This is a genomic window from Mycobacterium tuberculosis H37Rv, assembly GCF_000195955.2.
Classification (GTDB): domain Bacteria; phylum Actinomycetota; class Actinomycetes; order Mycobacteriales; family Mycobacteriaceae; genus Mycobacterium; species Mycobacterium tuberculosis.
Map to the genome: position 1 here is coordinate 703,218 of NC_000962.3, position 25,337 is coordinate 728,554.

Here is a 25,337-nt window from a genome sequence, read left to right on the forward strand (position 1 = left end):
CATCACTTTGGTAGAAGGGTACTAACATGGCGTTGAACATCAAAGATCCGTCGGTTCACCAGGCGGTCAAGCAGATCGCGAAAATCACCGGCGAATCTCAGGCTCGGGCGGTGGCGACCGCGGTGAACGAGCGTCTGGCCAGACTGCGCAGCGACGATCTCGCCGCCCGGCTCTTGGCTATCGGCCACAAGACCGCGAGCAGGATGAGCCCGGAAGCAAAGCGCCTCGACCACGATGCTCTGCTGTATGACGAGCGAGGGCTGCCGGCGTGATCGTCGACACGTCGGCGATCATCGCGATTCTGCGCGACGAGGACGACGCCGCGGCCTACGCCGACGCGCTCGCCAACGCCGATGTCCGCAGACTGTCTGCGGCCAGCTACCTGGAATGCGGGATAGTCCTTGACTCCCAGCGTGATCCGGTCATCAGCAGAGCACTGGATGAACTTATCGAAGAAGCCGAGTTCGTCGTCGAGCCGGTAACCGAGCGCCAGGCCCGCCTGGCCCGAGCGGCCTACGCGGATTTCGGCAGAGGCAGCGGCCACCCCGCGGGCTTGAATTTCGGCGACTGCCTGTCCTATGCACTGGCGATCGATCGACGTGAGCCGCTGCTGTGGAAGGGCAACGACTTTGGGCACACCGGCGTCCAAAGGGCACTGGATCGGCGGTGATCGACGTCAGCCTGGCGCGGCGGTGCGAGGCTCACGGGTACGACTATTTTCGTTCCGACGATCCGGTGGCAGCGGCGGGCTTTGTGGTGTCCGCTGTGTGGAGTTGTGGGCGTGGACCTGGGAACGCCACGGGTTCCGGGCGTTTGCCGAAACCGCTGCGCCACAGTTGATTTGGCGGGAGTACAGACCCGGCTGGACCCGATACGGCGACGGATCTGTGGCGCAGGTCAAATCGATCTTCGACGCTCCGCGCGGTTACCTCAATGCGGCGTGTCGTCGGCGTGTTGTACATTGGGCATCGGGACTCCTGAGAAGGATCCTGTAGGCCGCAGCCCCACCCACGGGTGGGGCTGACGTGCGTCCAAGGGGGCCAGATCTGGCAGACCTTCATCTTGTTTGCGACGATGTCCCATAATCGTTGGTGGTCTTCACCGACCGGGCGTCTTTGACGTCTGACCGACGCCTCCGAAAGTGGAGGTAGGACACAAGGTCGGCAGCTTGCAGCAGGCGACGGTGTTTCGAGGGCGCGAAATGCAGTGCGTCGACGCCCGCTATTCCTCACCGCCGCGGTTTCCTCGGTGGCAATCTCACTTCGTCGAGCCGCGGGCACGGCTTTCGAGATAGAGGTCGATATGCCCACAAGTCTCGCAGGCAACGGCGTTGACCTGGGTGCCGCGATTGAAGTGGCCGGCACCTTCGCGCTTGAAACGCAGCGGCGCGTTCCAGACGACGGCCCCTTCGACGAGCTGGTCGCCCCCGCATCTCACGCACTTCTCGTCGGTCACGACGCCTCCCCTTCTCTGCGGCTGGCCAGGCTACGCCCAGCGCTTGATGCCCAGGAAATCCACGGCGCCGCCGCTAGTTTCACCTGAACGACGCCGCGCGATCACGAAGCTTTCGGATCGCCCGTGCGGTAAACGCTTGCGGCTCCAGATGCCACAGGTGCGCGCCTTCAGGTGTGCGCAACGCCGCGAAAGGAACCCGCTCACCACACACGAGCTTCTCCAGCTCGAGTGCCCAGCCTACGGCCAGGGCGGCACGCTGCCGGTGCCAGGCGTCAGCGCGCCACGTCAGCCGGGGCAAGCCGGCGAGTTTGCTCTGGATGCTTTGGCGGAGTTTGCCGGCGCAGAGGATCCGGGACGGAACCGAGCCCAGACCTTCGGTGTCGGACGCCGGAGCGACGCGGGTGAACGCGATCTCCCGGCGGTCGTAGTTCCACCAGGCGCGCGCGACGGTGACCTCGCCGACCGGGGTCGCACGGTTGGACAGTTCGCGCTTTTCTTGACGCGCCCCATGCTGATCCAGCCACAGATGGATTTCGGCAACCGTGCGGGCGGGCAGTGGCTCGGCGTTCGGGCGCGGATCGCATCCGGCGACCAGCATCGCGGGGACGTGCGGCGGCCACAGCTGGGCGAGTGGACGCAGCGGATTGAGCCGAACGCCGTCGAAGTCGCTGCGTTTGGCGAGGTCGCCCCAGAGTGCGGGACCCAACCGCACGACGTCGAGTCCGCGGTGTCGCTCGGTTCGCCGGAATGTCGCCGCCGCGTCCGGCGCGGTCATGATCGTGATGACGTCCAACCCGTCGGCGCGGTGAACGGCGGGCCGGCCGGTGCCCGGGGAGACGGCAACCCACCACGGCCCTTCGTACAGCAAATCCCGCTGGCCGGGGCCCGGTTTGGCAACGGCATCCTCGAGCTCGACCGTGCGCGCCCAGTTCTGCAGCTCGGGCAGCGCACCCGGCCGGAACGCCGAACCCCACGGTTCGTCGGGATCGAATGACAGGCCACCGACGAGCGGAGCGATGTCGCGAACCAGTTCCAGGCCGGAATATTCGCGGCCGTCCGACGCCGAACTCTCGGCGATGAGCATCGGTGTGCCGTCATCGAGCGCCACGGTCTCGAGTTCGCCGTCTATCTCGGCGACCCGCCACTTCGGGTAGCGCAGTATCGCGCGCCGCGCGTCGTCGGCGGAGAGTTCTCCGCGCGCATATCGGGCCAGTAAGCCCCGTAGCTCGTCGTCCATCGGCCATCACCCGGTCGGGTTGCAGCATCCGCCACAGAACAAAGCGGACGACTACGCCACCTCGCGGACATGCGGAATCTCCCGCCGCCGTCGTGGTCGGATATCGTCGCCGGCCAACGTGACGACCGCTACCGTGCAGCCGTTCGCGGCGGTAAAGTCGACTTCGTAGCCACCCGCGGCGTAGCGCCCGACGACGGCACCGACGTCTCCGGCGATGAGGGATTTGTCGGGAACATCCCGTGTTAGCACCACAACATCGTGTTCTGCGTACATCGGTCCGCTCCTAGCGTGGATAGGCGGTAACCAATCGAGGCACGCCGTCGGGTTCGTCGCTGATCCACACTGTACGCAATGCAACCATCCGGCCGCACCGTGATTCCACGACACCATCGACGATTGCCGTGACGCCGTAGGGTGTTGGGGCCGATCCGGCAACCGCGCCTGACGGTGCGGCCAGGGCGGCTGCCGGGGATGATCGCCGGCGTGGCGGCGAAACGAATGAACCGCGAACAGTTCTTCCGCGCGGCGTCGGGGCTCGATGAGGATCGCCTACGGAAGGCGCTGTGGAACCTCTACTGGCGCGGCACCGCAAACATGCGGGAGCGCATCGAGGCCGAGCTGGCCAGCGCCGGGCGCGCTCGCCCGGCGCGCAAAATAAAGCCGCCGGCCGATCCGGACATCGTGGGTTGGGAGGTCGACGAGTTCGTGTCACTGGCGCGGTCGGGTGCCTACCTGGGCGGGGACCGGCGGGTGTCGCCGCGGGAACGATCGCGCTGGCGTTTCACCTTCAAGCGGCTCGCCGCGGAAGCCCAGGACGCCCTGCGAGCCGAGGACGCCGAGCCCGCGGCATCCGCACTGGAGCAACTGATCGACCTGGCGCGCGAGGCCGACGGGTACGACTACTTCCGCTCCGACGATCCGGTGGCAGCGGCGGGTTTCGTCGTGTCCGATGTGGCGGCGGCGGGCCACCCACACTTCCGTGAGTTCGCCGCCGAGATCGGTGCGGCGATCCCGCCGTGAGTACCGCCCGCCCGGCTACTACAAGCCCAAAGCGGTGCGCAGCCGGTCGGCGTCCATCCCGCCACGGGCGCCCGCGCCGGCGGGAAACGTGTCCAGGAGCTTGATCAGGTCGGCGCGGCGGGTGGGGTCGTCGGCGGCCTGCCGCGGCGTGTGCCCGTCCAGCGCGGGGATGGGTTGATCGAGCCAGCTGGTCTCGTAGTCGCGGATGAATTCCTCGAGCGCGGCGGCCAGCTCGGGGCTGTCGGGGTCGGGCGCGCCCGCGCCGGTAACTGGCATCTGCTCGGCCAGCGCGGCGGCCTCGCGGGTGTTGCGCAGCGGACGGCGGTCGTCGTCGAGCACCGTCATCGCCGGGTCGAGGCGGGTCAGCGTGGCCAGCACGCGATCCATCCGCGGTTCGCTGTTGGTTTCCACCCGCAGCGTGTCACCGTCGAGGACCAGCGTGGCCCGGACCCGCAGCATGCCGTCGTTGGTGACGTGTTCGATCCACCGCGGCGGCTCCTCGCCGTCAACCCGGTCGTAGACCCCGTCGAGCGCGCCCTGGATCCCGGCCGGATCGTCGACTCGCACGCTGGCCTCGCAGATTGCCAGCGAGTCGCCCTCGGTGTTGACCAGTGTCGGCGGCGCGAACCGGCGGCTCAGCTGGGCCACCAGTGTCACCGGGTCGGGCTCGTCATCGAGCAGCTCGATCAGCACGGCACGCTCGTGCAGCGCGACCGGCTCGATCCCGCCGAAGAACACCATGGTGTCCCCGGCGGGCACCGGGCGCGCGCAGATCAGCTGCCCGGCTCGCAGCTGGCGGCTGGCCGCCCGCTCATGCACCTCATGGGTGTCGCCGGTGCGTACGTCGCGCACGATCACGCCCTCGCCAGGTTGCACGTGCTCGACCTCGAACACCGACCGCTCCACGAGCAGCCATTGCTCGGCAAGCAGCCGCTCGTCGTCGGGTAGCAGCGAACCGCGCACTTCGAGGAACTCCGCGAACGCGCCGCCCTCGAACAACACCGCGTCCAGCACCAGCGGATCGGCCAGCGCCGCGGCCAGCGCGTCCTCATCGTCAGAGTCGGCATACCGGAAGCGCTCATAGCTGACTTCGGCCAGCAGGCCGGTCCAGTCGCCCGACAGTGCGTGCTGGGATGCCTTGGCATACAGCCAGTCCACCCGCTCGGCCAGCGGCAGCGCCTCACGGCCGAGATGGCATTTCTTGTACTTGCGGCCCGACCCGCACCAGCACGCCTCGTTGCGGCCCAGGTCGCGGCGCGGCTGGGCTCGGTGCCGCTCCAGGAGCCGCACCAGCGGGTGGTCGGGTTCGGTGCCGGCGCGGCGCAGCAGTGCCAACCCGCGCTCGGCGTCGCCGCGATCGGAGGCGATGCGGGCCAGGTCGAGCAACGGCAGCGGCCACTCGGTGTCCATCGACTCGGCCGCCAGCAGCTCACGTTCGGCCGCCTCGACATCACCGATCCGGTCCAGCGCGACCGCGCGCAGCCAGCGCACCGCCACCCGCGCCGCGCGCGGCACCTTGGGCTCCAGCATCTCGGTGAGCAGGCCCAGCGCGGCCGCCCCGCCGGAGTCGGTGCCCACCGTCTCTGCCACCAGCAGCTCGGCCAGCAGCGGGTCGGCCAGCGCCGCCCCAATGTCGCCGAGCAGATCGACCAACGAGTCGGAGCCGGTTTCCGTCGCGGTCTCGGCGGCTGTGGCGAGCACATCCCGCGGCAACTCGTCCGGGTCGGTTGCTTCGAGCAGCAGCGACATCGTCTCGTGCAGTTTGATCAGCGTGTACAGCGCGACCGCGTCGTTGGGGTCGAGGTCGTGGCGAAAGGCCAGCAGTTCGCATCGGTTCTCGAAACGCCAAGCGTCGAAATTGAATCCGCCAGGTGCTAGCCAGTCGTCTTCGTGCGTGAGGCCGTGCTGGTCGAGGATCTCGCGCAGCGGTGCCACTGGCTCGGTAAATGCCGCCGGGTCGTCGACGCACGCCGTCCAGACCGCCGCGGGGAAGAACGCGGGCTCGTCGGGGTCGACCAGCTCGGCCAGCCGGGCGCCGACGGAGGTGTCCGCACCGGCTGTGCCGATCCGCTCGAGCACCAGCCCTGCGGCGGTCAGCCGCACACCGACCAGATCCCCCGCGGCGGCCCCCAACGTCGCCAGCGTGCCCGGCTCCAGCAGCAGTGCCCCGCCGGGGTCGATGGCCTCGTCCGGGATGCCCCGTCGTTCGAGCAGCTCCTCGTCGTATCCGGCCAGCACGATCCGCGCCGCCGAACCGTCGGCCAGCCGGCCATACTCCTCGTGCTCGCAGAGCGTGGTGATCGGGTCCAGGTCCGGGGTCACGCCGAGCATGTCGTGGACCGCCTCGTCCGCGCCGAGCCGATGGGTGAATACCCGCCCGGCTAGCAGCGTCGGCAGCCACACCCACCGATCGTCGACCAACTGCCTTGCCGGCCATTCCGTTTCAAGGCGAAGCGCGCGCAGGACGGCGTCCGGGTCGGCCACGCCGCTGTCCAGCAGGCGTCGTGCGATGTCGTCCTCGCTCAATGGGCCATGTTCGGCCAGGATTCTCGCCACGGCTTGGGTCGCATCGAACGCTTCGGCCACGGTGGCCACCTTATGCCGCGGCCAGCCGAGGCTTGACGTCGGGCACCAGCCGATGGGGCTGGCCTCGCCTAGGGTTCGGCGTTGTGACGGCGCCGACGCGGTGGACCCTGGCCGACGGACGTGAGCTGCTGTTCTTTTCGCTGCCCGGGCCCCGCACCAGCGGCACCGCCGCAGAACGGGTGGCTCGCCACGCTCAAGCGCAAACGTTCGCCGGCGATATCCGCCAGCGCGCCATACAGCTGGTCGTGTCCGAACAAGAAGTGGCAAGCAAAATCACCGCCGCTACCGCCGGAATCGCCACCACCACCTTCCCGGAAACACCCAGCATCGACGACACCATCATCGGCAACGACAACCGCGACACTGGGGTCCGGTTGGTCGACGTCAAACAAGATGGCGGCACTAGTCCCCCGCCCCCATTTGCGCCGTGGGACACCCCTGATGGAACACCGCCGCCGGGCACTGGCCTAAGCCCTACGCTGCAGCAGATGATCCTCGGCGGTGATCCAGCTAATCTGACCGGCCAGGGTCTTGCGGACAACGTGCAACGGTTCGTACAGTCGCTGCCCGCAAACGACCCCAACACAGCGTGGTTGCGCGGTCAGGTTGCGGATCTGCAGGCGCACGTCGCCGATATTGAGTACGCCCGCACCCATTGCAGCACCAACGACTGGATCGACCGGACCGCCCAGTTCGCCTCGGGCGCCATAGTCTTCAGCATCGGCGTGTTGACCGCAGAGACCGGGGCGGGGGTCGTGGCTGCCGCGGCCGGTGGTGTCGGCGCGGCCACGGCGGGCGTGAGTCTTCTACAATGCCTGGTGGGGAGCAAGTGATGGACGTATTGGCTGCTGGGATCGCGGCTGGCGCGCTCACGCTGGCGGCGTGGGGCGCCTGGCGCCCGCACTACCGGGCGGCGTCCTACCTCGTGGCCGGTGCCGTAGAGCTGGCACTGATCGGGCTGCTGGTGGTGACCGGGCAAACATTGATGGCCATCTCGGTGGCCTTCCTTGTGGCGCTGGGCGGTCCGTTGGTGGTGGTCAACCACCGCAGAGCTGAACGCAGCCGAGGTTAGATGAACGAAGAGGGCCTGTAGGTCGCACTCATCGCGCGGCTAGCCTGTGAGGCCAGCCCTCGGGCCGCCACCCAACACGGCTCGTGCGCTGTCTCGGCCGGCTCGTCTGCCGCACGGCCAGCATGATCAGTCCCGTTGGAATACCGGTGAGCGTCGGCGCGCGCATCACGATGCAGCGATGTTAGGATGAGGCGGTGCGCACTACCATCGACCTGCCGCAAGACCTGCACAAGCAGGCACTGGCGATTGCCCGGGATACGCACCGCACGTTGAGTGAAACGGTCGCCGACCTCATGCGACGAGGCCTGGCCGCCAACCGCCCTACCGCGTTGTCCTCAGACCCCAGAACGGGATTGCCTTTGGTGAGCGTCGGGACCGTCGTGACCTCCGAGGACGTGCGTTCATTAGAGGACGAGCAGTGACGGTGCTGCTCGACGCCAACGTGCTGATCGCATTGGTGGTCGCCGAGCATGTGCATCATGATGCCGCAGCGGACTGGCTCATGGCGTCCGACACCGGATTTGCGACCTGCCCGATGACACAAGGAAGCCTGGTTCGATTCCTGGTGCGCTCGGGACAGTCCGCGGCGGCGGCTCGGGATGTCGTCAGTGCGGTCCAGTGCACGAGCCGCCACGAATTCTGGCCCGATGCACTCTCTTTCGCCGGTGTCGAGGTCGCTGGTGTGGTTGGGCACCGGCAGGTGACCGATGCCTACCTTGCCCAGCTCGCGCGAAGCCACGACGGGCAGTTGGCGACGCTCGACAGCGGCTTAGCACACCTGCACGGCGACGTCGCGGTACTCATTCCAACGACCACCTGATGTGCATCGTCTCCCGGCGGCGCGGCGAGCCGCCCCAAAACCAACGATTGGGCCACGATGCGTAGGCATAGCTGAGGTGGCGTCGCGGCCCTCACCGGCGACACCACAGAGGATCTCGGGCCGATCCGATGAGCGCCACGCCACCGCCCGGAGGACTCGACGCGTCGGTGTTCATCGCGAACGAACGCGGTCGGCAACTCGACGAGGCGCTCCCAGTAGGGTTCTGCGTTGTGACGGCGCCGACGCGGTGGACCCTGGCCGATGGCCGTGACCTGCTGTTCTTTTCGCTGCCCGGACACGTCCCGGCGCCGGTGTCGGATCGTCGGCCGCTGCCCGAACGTGACCCGGCTCCCTCGCGGCTGCGGTTCGACCGGGCCACCGGCCAGTGGGTGATCGTCGCCGCACAGCGCCAGGATCGCACCTACAAGCCGCCGGCCGCGCGCTGCCCGCTGTGTCCGGGGCCGACCGGTCTGAGTAGCGAGGTGCCCGCCCCCGACTACGACGTTGTCGTCTTCGAGAACCGGTTTCCCAGCCTGGCCGGGGCCGGCATCGCCCCAATCGGCGCGCCCGACGGTGACGGGTTCGTATCCGCTCCGGGGCACGGACGCTGCGAGGTGATCTGCTTTTCGGCCGATCACACCGGTTCGTTCGCGGGCCTGGACCCGGCGCATGCCCGGCTGGTCGTGCACGCGTGGCGGCACCGCACCGCCGAATTGACGGCGCTGCCCGGGGTAGCGCAGGTGTTCTGCTTCGAGAACCGTGGTGAGGAGATCGGGGTGACCCTGCCCACCCGCACGGCCAGATTTACGCCTATCCGTATCTGACGCCGCGCACCGCGGCGATGCTGCGCCAGGCTCGTCGGCACCGAAAGCGTCACGGTGACAACCTGTTTGCCAGCCTGCTGGCACGCGAGGTCGCCGACGGCAGCCGCATCGTGGTACGCGGCGAGCTGTTCACCGCATTCGTACCGTTCGCCGCACGCTGGCCGGTGGAGGTGCACATTTACCCAAACCGGTTGGTGCGCAACCTCACCGAGCTCAATGACGGGGAGTTGGATGAGTTCGCCCGGATCTATCTGGACGTGCTGCAGAGGTTTGATCGGATGTATTCTTCACCGCTGCCGTACATGTCGGCGCTGCACCAGTTCAGCGAGGTCCAGCGCGATGGCTACTTTCACGTCGAGCTCATGTCGATCCGGCGCAGCGCCACCAAACTGAAATATCTGGCGGCCGCCGAGTCGGCGATGGACGCGTTCATCGCCGACGTTATCCCGGAGAGCGTGGCCACCCGGCTGCGCGAGCTGGGCCCATGACGGTCAGCTACGGCGCACCCGGGCGGGTCAACCTGATCGGCGAACACACCGATTACAACCTGGGTTTCGCGCTGCCGATTGCGTTGCCGCGGCGCACCGTTGTCACGTTCACCCCCGAGCACACCGGCGCGATCACCGCGCGCAGCGACCGCGCCGACGGCTCGGCGCGGATCCCGCTCGACACCACGCCGGGGCAGGTGACCGGCTGGGCAGCCTATGCGGCCGGGGCGATCTGGGCGCTGCGGGGCGCCGGCCACCCGGTGCCCGGCGGGGCGATGTCGATCACCAGCGACGTCGAGATCGGGTCGGGGCTTTCGTCGTCGGCGGCGCTGATCGGCGCGGTGCTGGGCGCGGTCGGCGCCGCCACCGGCACCCGCATCGACCGTCTCGAGCGGGCCCGGCTCGCACAGCGAGCCGAGAACGACTACGTCGGTGCCCCAACGGGTTTGCTCGACCACCTGGCCGCGCTGTTCGGAGCGCCGAAGACCGCGCTGCTGATCGACTTTCGCGACATCACCGTGCGCCCGGTGGCCTTCGACCCGGACGCCTGCGATGTGGTGCTGCTGTTGATGGATTCTCGAGCCCGACACTGTCACGCCGGCGGGGAGTATGCGCTGCGCCGGGCGTCGTGTGAACGGGCGGCCGCCGATCTGGGGGTGTCCTCGTTGCGCGCTGTGCAGGATCGCGGGCTGGCGGCGCTGGGCGCGATCGCCGATCCGATCGACGCGCGCCGCGCCCGGCACGTGCTGACCGAGAATCAGCGGGTGCTGGATTTCGCGGCCGCACTGGCTGATTCGGATTTCACCGCCGCCGGGCAGCTGCTGACCGCGTCGCATGAGTCCATGCGCGAGGACTTCGCCATCACCACCGAGCGGATCGATCTGATCGCCGAGAGCGCCGTACGGGCCGGTGCGCTGGGCGCCCGGATGACCGGGGGCGGCTTCGGGGGCGCCGTGATCGCACTGGTGCCTGCCGATAGGGCGCGCGACGTGGCCGACACGGTGCGACGGGCGGCGGTCACCGCCGGCTACGACGAGCCGGCGGTGAGCCGGACCTATGCCGCGCCCGGCGCGGCCGAGTGCCGTTGAGCGGGTTGGCGAAGCGTCATGTCCACAGTGAGCAGATCGGTGCGGGTCCGCCACTGCCCTTGACCTCGAAGCCGAACACCGGCTACGAGACCGCTGCCGCGGTGGATCTGGTGTCTGGGGCTTAGCCCGCTTCGCTGATACCCAGAACCAGTGCGAGCGCGTGGTCGGTCTGGCGCATCCTGCCAGGTGCCAGGGCTCCCAATCGTTCGAGCAGGCGGGTGACGAGGATCGCCGACTGGTCCTGCGCGCGAGTATTGGTTGTCGCCGCGGTATCCCGGGGCCATGAAGACGCAGCCTTCGATCTTGGCTTCGCTCGACTCCCGATGCCGCCCCAACTCGATCGCTCTTGGGTTTGTCCGACCGCGGGCGTAGCCTTTGCCTCGAGGTGCAGCCGATGGCAGGCGATCGAGGCGCTGACCCCGGTCCGGCGAATGTGACTCCGGGTGCGGATGACCATGCACAGCATGCGTCGCCGACGGTGCTATGTCCCCAGGGTCACGTGAACGCATGGGACTACAGGTTCTGTGAGCGGTGCGGCTCGCCGATCGGCGTGGTGCCCTGGCCGTCGGAGGAATCAGGCACACGCCAGACGGCGCCCGCGCGATCCTTCGTCCCCCTCGTCGTCCTCGCGGCGACGCTGCTCGTGGTCGCCGTCGTCGTGACGGCCGTCGGCTACGCGGTGACGCGACCGGCTCGCAACGACCGTGAGGAGCCCAGTTCCGCGCGGGGCGCCGCCACGACGGGTGTGCCGTTCGCACAGGCCGAGGCCGCGAGTTGCCCGGACGATCCGGTGCTTGAAGCGGAGTCGATCGACCTGACGTCCGACGGGCTTGCGGTGAGTGCCGCGTTCATGTCGGCATGCGCCGGCGGCGATGTCGAGTCGAACTCGGCGCTCGAGGTCACCGTCGCCGACGGACGGCGCGACGTGGCGGCCGGAAGCTTCGACTTCTCGGCAGATCCGCTGAGGATCGAGCCCGGCGTGCCCGCCCGTCGAACCCTGGTCTTTCCGCCCGGAATGTATTGGCGAACGCCCGACATGTTGTCCGGCGCACCGGCATTGGCGGCCACACGGAAGGGCAGGTCCGATCGTTCGGCCGCACGAGGCGGATCGGCACGGACGACCATGGTCGCGGCCGCGTCCGCGGCACCGGCTTACGGCAGCATCAACGCCGTTGCCGGGGCGGTGCTGGTGGAGCTACGTGACTCGGACTTCCCCTACGTGCGAGTCGGTATCGCCAATCGCTGGGTGCCGCAGGTGAGTTCGAAGCGCGTCGGCCTGGTCGCCGCGGGGAAAACGTGGACGAGCGCCGATATTCTTCGCGATCACCTGGCCCTGCGGCAGCGGTTCGGGGGCGCCCGCCTGGTGTGGTCGGGGCACTGGACCACCTTCAGCGGACCCGATTTCTGGGTGACGGTGGTTGGGCCGGCGCAGCCCACCGCAGCTGAGGCCAATCGCTGATGCGACTCGAACGGGTTCGGCGCCGATGACTGTTTCGCGAAGTTCATCAGCACCCTCGTTGGCGCGAAGGGCACGACGGTGTACCGGAAGTGACGACGCTGCCATGAGTTTCTGCGTGTATTGCGGTGCCGAGCTTGCCGACCCGACCAGGTGCGGGGCGTGCGGCGCATACAAGATTGGTTCAACCTGGCATCGGACCACGACGCCGACGGTCGGCGCCGCGACGACGGCAACGGGATGGCGACCCGATCCCACCGGTCGCCACGAGGGACGCTACTTCGTCGCCGGGCAGCCGACCGACCTCGTTCGCGAGGGCGACGCCGAAGCCGTTGACCCACTTGGTCAGCAGCAGCTGGATCAGTCAGGTGCCGTTGGTGTTTCGCCGTCAGCGGTGTCGGGGTGGGTGCGTTCTGGGCACCGTCGACTGTGGTGGGCGCTTGCGGGCGTGGTGGCGTTTCTCGGGCTGGTGGGAGCCGGTGTCGTCGGGACGCTGTTCCTGAATCGAGACCGGGAGTCCATCGACGACAAGTACCTCGCCGCCTTGAGGCGGTCCGGACTCACCGGTGAGTTCAACTCCGACGCGAACGCCATCGCCCGCGGCAAGCAGGTGTGCCGCCAGTTGCAAGACGGTGGCGAACAGCAGGGGATGCCGGTCGATCAGGTCGCCGTGCAATACTACTGCCCGCAGTTCAGCGATGGCTTCCATATCCTGGAAACCATAACTGTCACTGGAAGTTTCACCCTCAAGGATGAATCGCCAAACGTGTACGCACCGGCGATCACCGTGTCGGGCTCCGGGTGCTCAGGGTCAGCCGGCTACGCCGACATCGACCGGGGAACGCAGGTGACGGTGAAAAACGGTCAGGGGGACATCCTGGCCACGGCCTTCCTGCAGGCGGGTCAGGGCGGCCGATTCTTGTGCACCTTCCCTTTCTCGTTTGAAATCACCGAGGGCGAAGACCGCTACGTCGTGTCGGTCAGTCGTCGAGGCGAAATGAGTTACTCGTTCGCCGATCTGAAGGCCAATGGGCTATCGCTCGTCTTGGGCTGAGTCACCGCGGTATTCGGCACGGCGCACCGCTGCGCAACCAGCTAGCGCTGACCGTGTGATCTAGAATCTAGCTACTAGTATAGAATCGAGACATGGCGCTGAGTATCAAGCACCCGGAAGCCGACCGGCTCGCGCGAGCGCTTGCGGCGCGCACCGGCGAGACGTTGACCGAGGCAGTGGTTACCGCGTTGCGCGAGCGGCTCGCTCGTGAGACTGGGCGTGCCCGTGTTGTCCCGTTGCGCGACGAGCTTGCCGCGATTCGGCACCGGTGCGCAGCGTTGCCGGTGGTCGACAACCGGTCCGCTGAGGCGATTCTCGGCTATGACGAGCGCGGATTGCCGGCCTGATGGTGATCGACACGTCCGCGCTCGTTGCGATGCTCAGCGACGAGCCAGACGCAGAGCGGTTCGAGGCCGCCGTCGAAGCCGACCACATCCGGCTGATGTCGACGGCGTCTTACCTGGAAACGGCACTCGTGATAGAAGCCCGCTTCGGTGAACCGGGCGGACGTGAGCTGGATCTGTGGCTTCATCGCGCCGCGGTCGACCTTGTTGCCGTGCATGCCGACCAAGCGGATGCCGCGCGCGCCGCCTACCGCACGTACGGCAAGGGAAGGCATCGTGCGGGGCTCAACTACGGCGACTGCTTCTCATACGGCCTCGCCAAGATCAGCGGCCAGCCACTCCTGTTCAAGGGCGAAGATTTCCAACACACCGACATCGCCACGGTCGCGCTGCCCTAATTCTTAGTCAGCCAGGTGTTCGCCGCACCGGCTTTCGGCAGCGTCAACGGTGTTGTTAAGTGCGGCAGAAGGTTCACAAGGCATGTCGACCGCTCAGCGTGCTCCGACTTCGCGATCCGGATCCTCGACGCCGCCGTCCGCGCCGTCGCCACGGGCGTGTGCACGCCACTGGCGGTACCCGTGTCGCGCCGCGAACGCACCGATGATGGCGGTGACGCACCACACCGCGATCGCGCAGGACGCCAGCAGCGGTGAGCGATCGCCGATCGCCGCACCCAATGCGGTGTAGGCGAATGCCCGCGGCGCGGAACCGATGAATGCACCGACGGCCATCTGCCACAACGGAACTCCGAACGTCCCGAACGCATAGGAGGCGAACGCATCCGATATGCCGGGGACAAAGCGTTGGCCGACGACGGCCCACAGGCCGCATCGTTCGATCAGCGCGTCGGTGCGATCGGCACGTTCCCCGCCCAGCAGGGCTCGCGCGCTGGCCCGGCCGGCTCGACGGCCGACCAGGCTCGCGACAACGGCGGTGCCCACCGTGGCACCCAGCGTCACGAAGACCCCCACTAGCGGACCGAACAGCAGCCCGCTGCTTGCGGCCAGGATCGGGCCCGGGACGAACAACGCGCCGAGCACGGCCGACACTACGACATAGGTCAGCGGCGCCGCCGGCCCGGTCGCCGAGACCGCGCCCCGCACCGCGGCCACATCGATGACGTCCGTGGCGGCTACCAGGTAGAACATTCCTACAAGGAAGCCGGCGAACACGACAAGCCGCACGATGTGGCGTCGCCGGGATGTCGGTGCGGAATCGTTGTGAGTGCTCATGCTGACCGTGATTGTTCCGCACCGACGCTGGCCGCGCCCGTCGTCCCCGGCGTTGGCTGGGGAACCTCGGCTGCGCGGGCGCCGTCCGGCGAGCAACCCGTTTGTCCTACGATTGAGCTACGATCGTAGGCATGTCTGAGGTGGCCTCGCGTGAGCTGCGTAACGATACGGCCGGCGTGCTGCGCCGCGTGCGGGCAGGGGAGGACGTCACCATCACCGTCAGCGGCCGTCCGGTCGCGGTGCTTACCCCGGTTCGTCCGCGGCGCCGGCGTTGGCTGAGCAAAACGGAGTTCCTGTCGCGGTTGCGCGGCGCTCAAGCCGATCCCGGGCTCCGTAACGACCTCGCGGTCCTTGCCGGCGACACGACCGAGGATCTCGGGCCGATCCGGTGAGCACGACGCCGGCCGCCGGAGTGCTCGACACGTCGGTGTTCATCGCGACCGAAAGCGGCCGGCAACTCGACGAGGCGCTGATCCCCGACCGGGTCGCCACCACCGTCGTCACCCTCGCCGAACTGCGCGTCGGCGTGCTGGCCGCGGCGACGACCGACATCCGGGCTCAACGCCTGGCGACCCTGGAATCCGTTGCCGATATGGAAACGTTGCCCGTCGACGACGATGCCGCCCGAATGTGGGCCCGATTGCGGATCCATCTTGCCGAGTCCGGTCGCCGGGTGCGGATCAACGACCTGTGGATCGCGGCCGTCGCGGCATCGCGAGCGCTGCCGGTCATCACCCAGGACGACGACTTCGCCGCCCTCGACGGTGCGGCCAGTGTGGAGATCATTCGGGTCTGACTCGGTGGCCACGCGTCTCTCGCGCTGTTGTCCGCACCCGCAGGGCGTCCCGGTGGGTCAACGCGGCGGCCTCAGTCGACGAACAGCGCCATCGACGCGGTAAACCCGTGCAACGCGTTGTGGCCCGCGACCGGGCCGATCTCCCCGGCGGCGAAGAAACCGGCCAGCGGAATCCCGCCCAGCAGGTCCTCGATCGTCGACGCGTCGTGGTCGGTGACCCCGAACATTCGTCGTCCGCGCCCGTTGCAGGTGAACAGCAGCCCACCGACCGGGGGCCCGGGCAGCTCCGCCGCCGCCCGCTCGACGGCCAGGCGCAGGTCCTTGTCGGCCGCCGCCGCGTCCCGGACCTGGAATTGCACGGTCGCGCCGACCTCGACAACCTCGCCGATCCCGATCGCCCCCGTCGTTGGGTCGGCGCCGAGCAGCCCGCGGATCAAAAAGTCGCCCTGACCCGGCACCGCCAGGTGCTCGTCGACGACGATTCCGATCTGCAGGCCGCGGCTGACCAGTTCCTGCTCGTCGGGCGCCATCCCCAAGACGATCTCCCGCAGGCGGTGCAGCGGCGGTCGGCCGCCCAGCTCGGTGATCACGGCACCGTCCGCGCCGGTGACAATGTACGGTTCCCCGATCGGCCGGCAGCCCTGCGACACCACGGAAACGCTGTGCGCGCCGGGCAGGCGCACGCCGACCAGCCCGGAGGTGAGCACGTCGCGGTCACGAAACAGCCGGGTGTCGCCCCGCCGACGCCCACCGCTCACCACCCCGCCGACGACGGTCGTTCCCGGCAGGTCGGTGTTGAGGTGCTCGATGAGCAGATTCGACGGGAACGAGTACGGGTCCGGCAGCAGCAGGTGCAAGTCGTGCGCGGTCCGGTCGAAGCGGTAACCGGTGATCAGAGCGCCCGAGCCGGTGCGAACGAAGTCCAGGTGGAATGTCTCCGCGGGTGGGCCGGACGCCAGCCACACCGCCACCGCGGGCTCGTTCTCCAGCTCGTGGCGACCGGCGACGATGCCTTGGGCCACGCAACCGATCAGCGCGGCCGGCTCGACCGACGCCTGCACCGCAGCCAGCAGGTCCACGGCCTGGTCGGTGTGTGACCGCGATCCGAGGAGCACGGCCAGCGCCGGCGTCCCACCCGCGAGCTCCTCGCGCGCGTGCGCGGCAGCCTCCGCCGCGGCCCGGCGCACGTCCGGCGCGGTGGAAACCCCGACTCCGATCCGCACACATCCATGATGCGCCGTCGCCGTGCTGTTCGTGTATGCGATGTCAAAGTCCGGGCGCGGTTACCCGACGAGCCGAGCACATCCCCGACGAGTCAGCCACACCCCGTCGACTGTAACCGCATCCGCAACCCGCTGGCCCGCACCGCCCGGCGTGCGATCGCGGCCCGCACCGAAGCTTCGGACCCGACCACCCGGACCTTGCGTTTGGCCCGGGTCACCGCGGTGTACAGCAACTCCCGGGTCAGCAACCGCGAATCCTCTTGCGGCATCAGCACCGTCACCTCGTCGACCTGGCTGCCCTGACTCTTGTGGATGGTCATCGCGTGCATGGTCTCGACGTCGCCGAGGCGGCCGGTGGCAACGTCAAGTGGCCCGGATGCACCAGAAATGACGGCCCGCAGACCGGTGGGGCCGGCCAGCACGACACCGGTGTCGCCGTTGTAGACGCGAAGGCCGTAGTCGTTGGCCGTCACCAGCAGCGGACGCCCGGCGTACCACGGCGTCCAGGGCGGCTGGCCGGTCTCCTCGGCGAGCCAGGCTTGAACCCGGCGGTTCCAGTGCAGCACGCCGGTGGGCCCGTCCCGATGCGCACACAGCAGCCGGTGCTCGTCCAGGGTGGCCAACGCGACGTCGGAGGCACCCAACAGCGCCGCCTCGCGCAGCCGCAACGCGTGTGGCACCAGCACCGCGCGCAACCGCGGCGCCGGATCCTCGTCGTCGACGAACTCGATCCGCTCCTCACCCGAGCGCAGCAGGCCCAGTACGGCATCGCCATCGCCGGCCCGGATCGCTTCGGCCAAGGTACCGATCACCTTGCCGAACCGATGCGACGTTCGCAGCTGCGCCACCAGCGCGTCGTCGCGTACCGAGAAGCCATCGACCAAATCCGCCAGCACCGCTCCGGCTTCCACCGACGCCAACTGGTCGGCATCGCCGACGAGGATCAACCGGGCGCCCGGGCGCACCGCCTCGGCCAGCCGGGCCATCAGCGTCAGCGACACCATCGAGGTCTCGTCGACCACGATCACGTTGTGAGGCAACCGGTTCTGGCGATCCTGGCGAAACCGCGCTCCCGGTTTGGCACCCAGCAGACGATGCAGCGTGACCGCGTGCAGGTCGCCGAGCCGTGCCCGGTCGGTGGCGTCGAGCTTGGCCATCTCGCGCCGTACCGCCTCGGCCAGCCGGGCCGCCGCCTTGCCGGTGGGTGCGGCCAGCGCGATCCGCGGCCGCGGCTCACCGGCCAGCTCCGCCTGCTCGGCAACCAACGCCAGCAGCCGCGCGACCGTCGTCGTCTTCCCGGTGCCAGGCCCGCCAGTCAACACCGTAACACCTTGCGAGAGCGCGATTTCCGCCGCGCGCCGCTGCTCGTCAAAGCCGGTCGGGAACAGTCGCCGCAAGTCGGGTACCCCGGCCGGTCGCCTGGATGTCAGCAACGCGAGCAGGTCCGCGCACACCTGCTCTTCTTCGCGCCAGTAGCGGTCCAGATAGAGCAGCCGATCGTCATACAGGTGCAGCACGGGTGGATCGGCGAGCAACGGACTGGCCCGCACCGCCGCCAACCAGTCCGCCGGATCCGGCCACGGCAGGTCGTCGTGTCCAGCAACCCGCGCGATCGACAACAGATCCACACACACCGAACCGGCCCGTAGCGCGCGGACCGCCACCGCTACCGCCAACGCCACCCGCTCGTCGCTCTCCCCGGCCAGTGCACAGAGACGTTGCGCCACATGCACATCCGACACGTCCAGCACACCGGCCTGGTTGAAGGCCCGCACCATCCCGGAGGCCTCGACGGCAAAATCGACGTCGGTGAGCTTCACGACTGCAGCCTTCCCCGGTCGAGCAGATCCGAGAGCGCCACCACCAACGCCGTGGGCGGGTTCCAGGTGAACACACCGGCCGGATGCCCGGCCGTCACCGGCGTCGCCGCACCGCACATGCCCCGCACAAACAGGTACAGCACCCCGCCGAGATGGCGCGCCGGAGCGTAATCCCGCTGCCGCCACCGCAGAAAGCGGTGCAGCACAACAACATACAGCAGCGCCTGCAGTGGGTAGTCCGAATGCAGCATGGCCTCGGTCAACCGCTCGAAGCCGTAATCGGCGGCGGTGTCACCAAGGTGATTGGTCTTGTAATCGACCACCAGATATCGCTGCCCGGGTAGCCGCAGCACCACGTCGATCGACCCCGCCAGGTAGCCACGCAGCGGTTGATCACCCAACCCGGCCGAACCAAGCCGATCGGCGTAGGGCGACAACGGGTCGTCGCCGGGCAGGTGCGACGCCAGCAGCTCACCCACGTCGGCCAGCGACACGTCCGGGGACCGGCCGCGCAGATCGCCCCCGGCCAGCGGCATCTCGAAGTCCAACTCCCGCAGACGATCACGCACACCGATCTGCCGCAATGTCAGTGCGGCGGCGGCGGGTCCCAGCGGCGTGTCGTGCATCGGCAGCAACGCTCGGGCCAGTTCGGGAGCCAGCTGCGCGTGGTCGACGTCCACGGTCCACCACGGCGCGTGCCGGCGCACCTGGGCTTCCAGTTCGGCAGCCAGATCGGGAGCGGCTGGGTCCGCGGTCTCGAGCACCGCGTGCACCAGCGAGCCGAACGACGCCCCCGACGGCAGCGCGGCCAGCGGTGATGTCAGATCGGCGCCGGAACCGGGCGCGGCGACGACGGCGATCTCCACCTCGTCCGCACGGCCGCCGGCCGCCGGCTCGCTGGTGACGGTGACGGCTTCCGAGCCCCGCACCAGATCCGAGTACGAGGTCCGCCGCCACGTGGTGTCGATCCGGCGGTGAAAGTGCCGAACCTCGAAACCGGGTACGGGCACCGGCTTTTCGAGGGAACTGCGAGCACCGATGACCGATTCCTCGACCGACGGCCCGCCCGCGGCCTCCCACTGCGCGAACACCGCCCAGGCCTGCTCGTCGGTGACGCGTGGTGTACACCGGTCCGGTACCTGCGACTGGCCGGGCCGGCGCCCGCGCAGCAACCGCGACAACCCGCCGTTGACCTCGTCGAACGTCGGTGCCCACCACGCGACGACCTGCGATTGCGCGCGGGTAAGCGCGACATAGGTGAGCCGGAGGTTGTCGTGGGCCGCCTCGACGCGGTTCAGCCCCTCAACGGTGCGCCGCTGAGCACCGCCGTCCTTGCCGCCGATGTACAGGCAGCGGGTGCCGTCGTCGTGATACAGCAGGATGTCGTCGCTGCGGACGTTGCGGTTGAAGGCGAACGGCAGATACACGATGGGAAACTGCAGTCCCTTGGCCACGAAGACGGTCATGATCTGCACCGCCGCGGCGTCGCTGTCCAACCGGCGATTGTGTTCCGGCGGGCCGGCACCCGCCTTGGCCTGGCGGCGCAGCCAATCGCGCAGCCCGGGCAGGCCGAGCCGCTCGCGATGAGCGGCCTCGTGCAGCAGCTGCGCAATGTGCGCCAGGTCTGTCAGGTCCCGTTCGCCGCCGCGCTGGCTCAGCACGCGCCGGCCCATCCCGGCCAGCTGAGCGGCCTGAAACACCGCGGCCACACCGCGATGGCGTGCGTGGTCGGCCCACTCGCGCAACGTGCCGGCCACCCGATCGGTCAGCGCATCGCCCTCGGCGGCAAGCGATTCCGCGGTCTCACCGAAGAACATCGTGCACGCGGCGGCGCGGACCAGCCCGCTGCGCTGCGGCGCGTCGAACGCCTCCAGCAGGCACAGCCAGTCCTTGGCGGCCTGCGAGGCGAACACGTCGGTGTCACCGGTGTAGATCGCCGGGATGCCCGCCTCCGCCAACGCATTCCGGCACGCCCGCGCGTCTTTGTGATGCTCGACGATCACCGCGATGTCTGCGGCCACCACGGGCCGCCCGGCGAAGGTGGCCCCGCTGGCCAGTAGCGCCGCGACGTCGGCGGCCAGGTCGTCGGGGATGTGCCGGCGCAGCGCCTCGATCGGGACGTGGGCGGTCCCGTCATACCCGAGCGTGTGCCGTTTGACCACGCGCAACCGAAACGGCGCCGGGCGCGGCGCCGAGGCCAGGCGGTGCCCGGCGTGGTGGGCGTCGGTGCCGCGGACGACGATGTCGGCGTGACCCAGGGTCGCATCGCGCAGCACCGTCTGCAGGCTCTCGACCAGCGCCCGGTCGCTGCGCCAGTTGACGCCCAACGTGTAGCGGGCATCGGCGGTGCCGGCCGCCTTGAGGTAGGTGTGGATGTCGCCGCCGCGAAAGCCGTAGATCGCCTGCTTGGGATCGCCGATCAGGATCAGCGCCGAATGCCGGCTAAACGCGCGCTCGAGCACCCGCCACTGCATGGGGTCGGTATCTTGAAACTCGTCCACCAGCACGATCCGCCAGCGTTCCCGCATCCGATCGCGAGCTGGCGAGTCGGCCGCCTCGAGGGCTGTCGCCAAACGGATCAGCAGATCGTTGAATCCTTGCGCACGCAGCCGGCCCTTGCGGCGCTCGAGTTCCTCGAGCACCTCGGCGGCAAAGCGCAGCCGCACCGCTGCCTTGCTGCCGGGCTCGGGATCAGGCGGGCGCAGTTGGGCGCACGGGTCGTCGACGACGGCAAGGGCCAGGGCCAGCGCCTCGGCGTAGGTCAGCTCCGGATCGGTCTCCTGACGACCGAAGTTCGCCAGATAGCGATCGTCCACGATCTCAGTGACCAGGTCGGTAAGGCTCTCCTTGAGCTCCACGTCGGCGGCGTTGTCACCGGCCACACCGAGGGATTTCAACACCGAGCCGCAGAACTCGTGGGTGGTGGCGATGGTTGCCGCGTCGAAGTTGGCCAGCGCGTCACGCAGCCGCGACCGCTTCTGGGCGCGCTCGGCGTCGCTGCCGCGCAGCAGGTGCTCGACGAGCTCGCCGCTCGGCGGCGCGTCGCCTTGTAGCGCGCCCACGGCCTCGACGATCTGCCCGCGCACTCGCTCGCGTAACTCCCGGCTGGCCGCACGGTTGAACGTGATCAACAACATCTCGTCGAGCGTCGCGGCGGTTTCGGCCAGATAGCGGGTGACCAGACCGGCCAGCGCGAACGTCTTACCGGTGCCGGCGCTGGCTTCCAGCACGGTGGTGGTGCCCTCCCTCGGCAACGGGCCCAGCAGCTCGAAGCGGTCCATCAGACCGACCCTTCGGCGGCCAACAGCGGCAGCCATAGCCGGGCGGCCAGCGCCCCTAGCCGGGTCTCTTCCCCGGCGACCTCTTCGCCCGCGCGGGGCTTGCCGAGCAACACCTCGAAGGGTGCGCGCGGGCCCCAGGCTCGCACGTGGGCGGGCGCGTCGTCGTCGCCCGGCCGGAACCTGTTGGTCTGCCAGCATTCGCGGGCGGGCGGGTAGGGGTCTTGGCCGTCTCGGCGTGCCTGGGCCCACGCGCAGGACGTCTTCAGCGGCAGCGGCAGTGGTTCGCGCCGGCCGGCGTCGTACAGCAACACCAGCTCCCGCAATACCGCCACCGGGTCCGGCGGCGGCACGAAAAGCCTTCTGGCGATGTGGTTCCTGGTCTTGCTGCGGCCGATGCACAGCGCCGACCACTCGCGGCCAGGCTCTTGGGCGGCCAGCGTAACCAGGCCGATCCACGCCGGCAACACATGCTTGGGCGCCAGCTTTGAGTAGGTCACCGACACCGTGCGCCCGCCGAACACGGGTGTCACCGTGCCGCTCAGTCGCCGCCCGTCGCCGAGGTCGACGTCGACGTCGTGCGCCTGGCCGTGGCCGTCGCGGTGCGCCAGCGCGGCGGCCGCCAGATCGCGCGCGCGGTTCCGGATTTCCTTCGCCCGTCGCACGCCGAGGCGCCCGGGCGGCAACGTGCCGCGACGCCATTCGGAGTGAGCGGCGTCGTCGGGGTGCAGGCCGCGGAGCATGTCGCGCAACATCCGCTCGCCCACCGTCCACTCGGCCAAGGCGTCGACCTGGACCGGTATCGAGTCCTCGACGGTGTCGACGTCCCAGGGCAGCGTGTAGTCCAGCGCCCGGAAGAACCCCTTGACCGGATCCTTGAAGAAGTCGAGCAGGTCCGCCAGCGTCACGTCGGCCGCGGGTGGTGCGGGCAGCCGACCGGAGATGAAAGCCGTTGGTGGACAGCGCTTCCCGGCGGCGGCCTGGGCGGCGGCGAGCGCGGCGGGGTCGAACGTGAACGGCTTGGCGCCCAGCAGTGCGCCGGGGGTGACGTTCTTCCGGTCGAACGGCTGCAGTGGGTGTGTGACCAGGATCCGCTCACGCACCGGCGCTGACGTCGTCTGGTCGAGCGCGTCGAGCAACTCGGCCAGCGGCACCGCGGGTGGGCGCGGTTGCCCGGTGCGCTCGTCGGCGCCGGTGTAAGTGATCACCAGGGTCTGGGTGGCCGCACCTATCGCGTCCAGCAGCAATTGCCGGTCCTCCGAACGGATGTCACGTTCACCCGTCATCGGTTCTCGGGCCAGCACGTCGTCCCCGTCGGGATGGCTCAGCCGCGGAAACACGCCGTCGTCCAGACCCACCAGGCACACCACCCGGTGCGGCACCGAGCGCATCGGGACCATCGTGCAGACGGTCAGCGTGCCGGTGCGAAAGTTGGCCCGGGTCGGGCGCCCGGCCAGCTGCGCGTCCAAAAGCGCTCGCACGTCGGGCAGCCGCAACAGCGGCGCCGCGCGCGAACCGGCGCGCGCCAGCACGTCGGCGAACTCCCGCTGCACCTGCGCGCGTTGCCAGCCGTCGTTACAGGCGGTCAGCAGATCGATCCCCGTGGCCAGCGCATCCAGCCATGCGACCAACGGCCGTGCACCGCTGAGTCCGCCGACGACATGATGCAACCGTTCGACGAACTCGGCCAGCCTCCCGGCCAGCTCGACCCGATTGCTGCCGACGTCATCAAGGGGCAGCGCGGTATCCAGCCACGCTTGGGAATCCTCGGACATGGCCACCCCGGTGAGGATGCGGTCGAGTCCGAACCGCCACGTGTTGTGCACGACGGTGTCGAGGCCATAGCGTCGCCGGTGCGTCGGGTCGAAGCCCCAGCGGATGTTCGATTCGCGCACCCACGTGGTGATGGTGTCCAGGTCGTCGTCGGCGAACCCGAATTTGGCGCGCACCGGAGCGGCCTGCGCGAGGTTGAGCAGTTGGCTGGCGGTGGCCCGGGTTTCGGCGATGGTGAGCAGTTCGGCGGCCACCGAGAGCAGCGGATTGGTCTGGGTCAGGGCGCGGTCGGCCAGACGCACCCGCAGCCGGTGTGCGGGGTGGCAGTCGCCGGCCACCTCACCGAGGCCGAAGCCGGCGACGATCAACGGTGCGTAGGTGTCGATGTCGGGGCACATCACCACGATGTCGCGCGGTTGCAGCGTCGGGTCGTCCTCGAGGAGGCCGAGCAGCACCTCGCGCAGCACATCGATTTGCCGCGCCGGGCCGTGACAGGCATGGACCTGCACCGATCGGTCGGCATCCGACAAGCTACGCCCGGCGGGTCGCGGCGCGTTGCCGGCGATGTCGGCTTGCAGCCATCCCAGCAACGTGTCGGGTTTGGTTGTGGCACCAAGGAATTCGTCGGTGGCCCGGGCGGCGGGCAGCGCGCGCTGCAGTTCGCGCACGTCGCGGCCCAGCGTTTCCAGCAGCGGGTGCTGGGCGGCCCGCCGGCTGGTGTCCTGCCGCCGCGGCAGCAGGCCATCAGCGCCCTGGAAGCCGGCCAGCGCCCGCCACAACTCGTCGCTGGGGTGCGGCAGCCACAGGTGCAGGTCGTGGTGGACGGCCAGCGCATCCAGCAGCTGCACGTCGGTGCAGGCCAGGCGGGTGTGGCCGAACAGCGAAAGCCGAGCCGGCAGGTCGGCGGGGCCGTCGCGCAGCCGGGCGATGGTCTTGTCGTGGCGGACATGCGGGGGATCGGCCCCGACCGTGGTCACCAGGGCGCGCCACAGTGGCGGTTGCCAGGCCAAGTCGCCGGGCAGCTCGCCGAGGTCGCCGTCCAGCCAAGCGGCCAGCAACCCGGGACGCTGGCGTGCATAGGACGCGAACAGCCCGGCTAGCCGGCGCGCCACCGAATAGCGCCGGCCGCGGCGCAGCTCCGCCTCGGCATCGGTCGTCGCGAAGTGCCCCAAGTGGGATGCCAGCGTGCGGCACCACGGTTCGTCGAGGCTGGCGTCGATCACCGCCAGCAGCGGCCACGCCAGGGCTTCCGGCGACCACGGGTCGTCGTCGAGGGTGCCGGTGATCTCGGCGATCAGGGACTGCGGATTGCGGAACGCGATGCCGGCGCACACCCCGTCGGCGCGGCCCGGCCCGCAGCCCAACACGAGCGAAAGCCGTTGGCTCAGCCAGCGTTCCACGCCGCGGGCAGCGACCAGCACCAGTTCCTGCGCGAAAGGGTCGGGCTGGGGATCGGCCAGCAGCGCGCCGAGCCCGTCGGCAAGCAGATCGGTGCGCTCGGCACGGTGCAGGTGAAGCGCCATCGGGCGTCACCCTAGTCGAGCGGCCGGCCGCCGACATGCATGCTGGCGTGCATAAACAGACGCGAGATCACCGAACGACAAGGGCTACCAGTCGGTACGGGCCTTCTTGTCGACCTGGAACTGGGTCAGATATCGAACCGTTCCGGGATTTCATCAACGCGCTGGGGCGTGCCGCGATGTCGGCATGACGAGCCGCCTCGGACGTGACACACTTCGAGATGGAGGAGGCGGTGTAGGTGTGAGGCGGT

Annotated in this window: 23 protein-coding genes, 1 other RNA gene, 1 pseudogene and 5 other annotated features; of the genes and pseudogenes, 17 read left to right on the top strand and 8 right to left on the bottom strand. The window is 69.1% G+C overall.

Features of this window, described 5'->3' with window-relative positions:
- Positions 1-26 precede the first annotated feature (26 nt).
- The 4 genes from vapB28 (at position 27) to B55 (ending at position 1,030) form a co-directional block, all read left to right on the top strand.
- Positions 27-272 (top strand): antitoxin VapB28, encoded by a 246-nt coding sequence (gene vapB28, locus Rv0608; RefSeq protein ID NP_215122.1) that lies wholly within the window; start codon positions 27-29, stop codon positions 270-272.
- Positions 269-670: a ribonuclease VapC28 gene (vapC28, locus tag Rv0609; protein NP_215123.1), complete on the top strand. Its 402-nt coding sequence runs from the start codon at positions 269-271 to the stop codon at positions 668-670. Before vapB28 ends, vapC28 begins: the two co-directional genes overlap by 4 nt.
- Positions 613-840: a hypothetical protein gene (locus tag Rv0609A; RefSeq protein YP_177628.1), complete on the top strand. Its 228-nt coding sequence runs from the start codon at positions 613-615 to the stop codon at positions 838-840. The genes vapC28 and Rv0609A overlap by 58 nt, the downstream gene beginning before the upstream one ends.
- Positions 695-768, bottom strand: a repeat region (74 bp imperfect direct repeat 2, 64/73 bp identical to first copy at 706790..706863,CACAGCGGACACCACAAAGCCCGCCGCTGCCACCGGATCGTCGGAACGAAAATAGTCGTACCCGTGAGCCTCGC. This region is a possible MT-complex-specific genomic island (See Becq et al., 2007).). (Overlaps the previous gene by 74 nt.)
- Before the next feature lie 129 nt (positions 841-969).
- Positions 970-1,030: non-coding RNA, Putative small regulatory RNA (B55, locus tag RVnc0005), on the top strand.
- A gap of 504 nt (positions 1,031-1,534) precedes the next feature.
- Here B55 and Rv0610c read toward each other — a convergent pair.
- Positions 1,535-2,692 carry a hypothetical protein gene (locus tag Rv0610c; RefSeq protein ID NP_215124.1) on the bottom strand — a complete coding sequence of 386 codons (1,158 nt, stop codon included), beginning with the start codon at positions 2,690-2,692 and terminating at the stop codon, positions 1,535-1,537.
- A 51-nt stretch (positions 2,693-2,743) separates the two neighbouring features.
- Entirely contained in the window at positions 2,744-2,965 is a 222-nt protein-coding gene (locus Rv0611c) for a hypothetical protein (protein ID NP_215125.2), read from the bottom strand.
- Between the two features lie 141 nt (positions 2,966-3,106).
- Here Rv0611c and Rv0612 point away from each other — a divergent pair, with 141 nt between their 5' ends.
- Positions 3,107-3,712, top strand: coding sequence for a hypothetical protein (locus Rv0612; protein ID NP_215126.1), 606 nt, complete (start codon positions 3,107-3,109; stop codon positions 3,710-3,712).
- Positions 3,573-3,646 (bottom strand) — a repeat region (74 bp imperfect direct repeat 1, 64/73 bp identical to second copy at 703912..703985,CACATCGGACACGACGAAACCCGCCGCTGCCACCGGATCGTCGGAGCGGAAGTAGTCGTACCCGTCGGCCTCGC. This region is a possible MT-complex-specific genomic island (See Becq et al., 2007).). (Overlaps the previous gene by 74 nt.)
- Positions 3,713-3,730: 18 nt before the next feature.
- Here the strand turns inward: Rv0612 and Rv0613c are convergent.
- Positions 3,731-6,298 (bottom strand): hypothetical protein, encoded by a 2,568-nt coding sequence (locus Rv0613c; RefSeq protein NP_215127.1) that lies wholly within the window; start codon positions 6,296-6,298, stop codon positions 3,731-3,733.
- Here Rv0613c and Rv0614 point away from each other — a divergent pair.
- The 10 genes and pseudogenes from Rv0614 to vapC30 all read left to right on the top strand — a co-directional run bounded on the left by Rv0614 (position 6,139) and on the right by vapC30 (position 13,842).
- The gene (locus Rv0614) for a hypothetical protein (protein NP_215128.2) occupies positions 6,139-7,131 on the top strand. Within the gene, positions 6,382-7,131 belong to an annotated coding region; the region does not span the whole gene. The two genes, Rv0613c and Rv0614, sit on opposite strands and share 160 nt — an antisense overlap.
- Positions 6,208-6,331, bottom strand: a repeat region (123 bp imperfect direct repeat 1, 92/103 bp identical to second copy at 701247..701369,AGCCTCGGCTGGCCGCGGCATAAGGTGGCCACCGTGGCCGAAGCGTTCGATGCGACCCAAGCCGTGGCGAGAATCCTGGCCGAACATGGCCCATTGAGCGAGGACGACATCGCACGACGCCTGC. This region is a possible MT-complex-specific genomic island (See Becq et al., 2007).). Its footprint overlaps the gene before it by 124 nt.
- Positions 6,368-6,446 (top strand) — a repeat region (79 bp imperfect direct repeat 1, 73/78 bp identical to second copy at 711624..711702,TAGGGTTCGGCGTTGTGACGGCGCCGACGCGGTGGACCCTGGCCGACGGACGTGAGCTGCTGTTCTTTTCGCTGCCCGG. This region is a possible MT-complex-specific genomic island (See Becq et al., 2007).). (Lies within the gene Rv0614.)
- Positions 7,128-7,370 carry an integral membrane protein gene (locus Rv0615; RefSeq protein ID NP_215129.1) on the top strand — a complete coding sequence of 81 codons (243 nt, stop codon included), beginning with the start codon at positions 7,128-7,130 and terminating at the stop codon, positions 7,368-7,370. The genes Rv0614 and Rv0615 overlap by 4 nt, the downstream gene beginning before the upstream one ends.
- A gap of 194 nt (positions 7,371-7,564) precedes the next feature.
- Positions 7,565-7,792, top strand: coding sequence for an antitoxin VapB29 (vapB29, locus tag Rv0616A; RefSeq protein YP_007409270.1), 228 nt, complete (start codon positions 7,565-7,567; stop codon positions 7,790-7,792).
- Entirely contained in the window at positions 7,789-8,190 is a 402-nt protein-coding gene (vapC29, locus tag Rv0617) for a ribonuclease VapC29 (protein ID NP_215131.1), read from the top strand. The genes vapB29 and vapC29 overlap by 4 nt, the downstream gene beginning before the upstream one ends.
- 216 nt (positions 8,191-8,406) lie before the next feature.
- Positions 8,407-8,485: a repeat region (79 bp imperfect direct repeat 2, 73/78 bp identical to first copy at 709585..709663,TAGGGTTCTGCGTTGTGACGGCGCCGACGCGGTGGACCCTGGCCGATGGCCGTGACCTGCTGTTCTTTTCGCTGCCCGG), on the top strand.
- Positions 8,421-9,502, top strand: a pseudogene (gene galT / locus Rv0618). Its footprint overlaps the feature before it by 65 nt.
- Complete coding sequence (gene galK, locus Rv0620; protein NP_215134.1) at positions 9,499-10,590, top strand: galactokinase; 1,092 nt, start codon at positions 9,499-9,501, stop codon at positions 10,588-10,590. Before galT ends, galK begins: the two are co-directional and overlap by 4 nt.
- Positions 10,591-10,984: 394 nt before the next feature.
- Positions 10,985-12,049, top strand: a complete 1,065-nt coding sequence (locus tag Rv0621; RefSeq protein NP_215135.1) for a membrane protein — start codon at positions 10,985-10,987, stop codon at positions 12,047-12,049.
- A gap of 103 nt (positions 12,050-12,152) precedes the next feature.
- Positions 12,153-13,100 (top strand): membrane protein, encoded by a 948-nt coding sequence (locus Rv0622; protein ID NP_215136.2) that lies wholly within the window; start codon positions 12,153-12,155, stop codon positions 13,098-13,100.
- A 92-nt stretch (positions 13,101-13,192) separates the two neighbouring features.
- Positions 13,193-13,447, top strand: a complete 255-nt coding sequence (gene vapB30, locus Rv0623) for an antitoxin VapB30 (RefSeq protein NP_215137.1) — start codon at positions 13,193-13,195, stop codon at positions 13,445-13,447.
- Positions 13,447-13,842, top strand: a complete 396-nt coding sequence (gene vapC30 / locus Rv0624) for a ribonuclease VapC30 (RefSeq protein ID NP_215138.1) — start codon at positions 13,447-13,449, stop codon at positions 13,840-13,842. Before vapB30 ends, vapC30 begins: the two co-directional genes overlap by 1 nt.
- Before the next feature lie 93 nt (positions 13,843-13,935).
- On the opposite strand, the gene Rv0625c is transcribed toward vapC30, so the two are convergent.
- Positions 13,936-14,676, bottom strand: coding sequence for a transmembrane protein (locus Rv0625c; protein NP_215139.1), 741 nt, complete (start codon positions 14,674-14,676; stop codon positions 13,936-13,938).
- Between the two features lie 131 nt (positions 14,677-14,807).
- Between Rv0625c and vapB5 the strand changes: the two genes are divergently transcribed.
- Together vapB5 and vapC5 are read left to right on the top strand one after the other, a co-directional pair.
- Positions 14,808-15,068, top strand: a complete 261-nt coding sequence (gene vapB5, locus Rv0626) for an antitoxin VapB5 (protein NP_215140.1) — start codon at positions 14,808-14,810, stop codon at positions 15,066-15,068.
- The gene (gene vapC5 / locus Rv0627; RefSeq protein NP_215141.1) at positions 15,065-15,472 is read left to right on the top strand and encodes a ribonuclease VapC5; all 408 of its coding nucleotides are present in this window, start codon (positions 15,065-15,067) and stop codon (positions 15,470-15,472) included. Before vapB5 ends, vapC5 begins: the two co-directional genes overlap by 4 nt.
- 71 nt (positions 15,473-15,543) lie before the next feature.
- On the opposite strand, the gene Rv0628c is transcribed toward vapC5, so the two are convergent.
- The 4 genes from Rv0628c to recC all read right to left on the bottom strand — a co-directional run bounded on the left by Rv0628c (position 15,544) and on the right by recC (position 25,089).
- Positions 15,544-16,695, bottom strand: coding sequence for a hypothetical protein (locus tag Rv0628c; protein NP_215142.1), 1,152 nt, complete (start codon positions 16,693-16,695; stop codon positions 15,544-15,546).
- Positions 16,696-16,787: 92 nt separating this feature from the next.
- Positions 16,788-18,515: an exonuclease V subunit alpha RecD gene (gene recD / locus Rv0629c; protein ID NP_215143.1), complete on the bottom strand. Its 1,728-nt coding sequence runs from the start codon at positions 18,513-18,515 to the stop codon at positions 16,788-16,790.
- Positions 18,512-21,796, bottom strand: coding sequence for an exonuclease V subunit beta RecB (gene recB / locus Rv0630c; protein NP_215144.1), 3,285 nt, complete (start codon positions 21,794-21,796; stop codon positions 18,512-18,514). Before recB ends, recD begins: the two co-directional genes overlap by 4 nt.
- On the bottom strand, positions 21,796-25,089 hold the full coding sequence (recC, locus tag Rv0631c; protein NP_215145.1) for an exonuclease V subunit gamma RecC: 3,294 nt from the start codon (positions 25,087-25,089) through the stop codon (positions 21,796-21,798). Before recC ends, recB begins: the two co-directional genes overlap by 1 nt.
- Positions 25,090-25,337 lie beyond the last annotated feature (248 nt).

Coding starts and splice junctions, on each gene's coding strand:
- vapB28 (NP_215122.1), top strand. CDS start 27: ATGGCGTTGAACATCAAAGATCCGTCGGTTCACCAGGCGGTCAAGCAG.
- Rv0610c (NP_215124.1), bottom strand. CDS start 2,692: ATGGACGACGAGCTACGGGGCTTACTGGCCCGATATGCGCGCGGAGAA.
- Rv0611c (NP_215125.2), bottom strand. CDS start 2,965: ATGTACGCAGAACACGATGTTGTGGTGCTAACACGGGATGTTCCCGAC.
- galK (NP_215134.1), top strand. CDS start 9,499: ATGACGGTCAGCTACGGCGCACCCGGGCGGGTCAACCTGATCGGCGAA.
- Rv0621 (NP_215135.1), top strand. CDS start 10,985: ATGGCAGGCGATCGAGGCGCTGACCCCGGTCCGGCGAATGTGACTCCG.
- Rv0622 (NP_215136.2), top strand. CDS start 12,153: ATGAGTTTCTGCGTGTATTGCGGTGCCGAGCTTGCCGACCCGACCAGG.
- vapB30 (NP_215137.1), top strand. CDS start 13,193: ATGGCGCTGAGTATCAAGCACCCGGAAGCCGACCGGCTCGCGCGAGCG.
- vapC30 (NP_215138.1), top strand. CDS start 13,447: ATGGTGATCGACACGTCCGCGCTCGTTGCGATGCTCAGCGACGAGCCA.
- Rv0625c (NP_215139.1), bottom strand. CDS start 14,676: ATGAGCACTCACAACGATTCCGCACCGACATCCCGGCGACGCCACATC.
- vapB5 (NP_215140.1), top strand. CDS start 14,808: ATGTCTGAGGTGGCCTCGCGTGAGCTGCGTAACGATACGGCCGGCGTG.
- recB (NP_215144.1), bottom strand. CDS start 21,796: ATGGACCGCTTCGAGCTGCTGGGCCCGTTGCCGAGGGAGGGCACCACC.
- recC (NP_215145.1), bottom strand. CDS start 25,089: ATGGCGCTTCACCTGCACCGTGCCGAGCGCACCGATCTGCTTGCCGAC.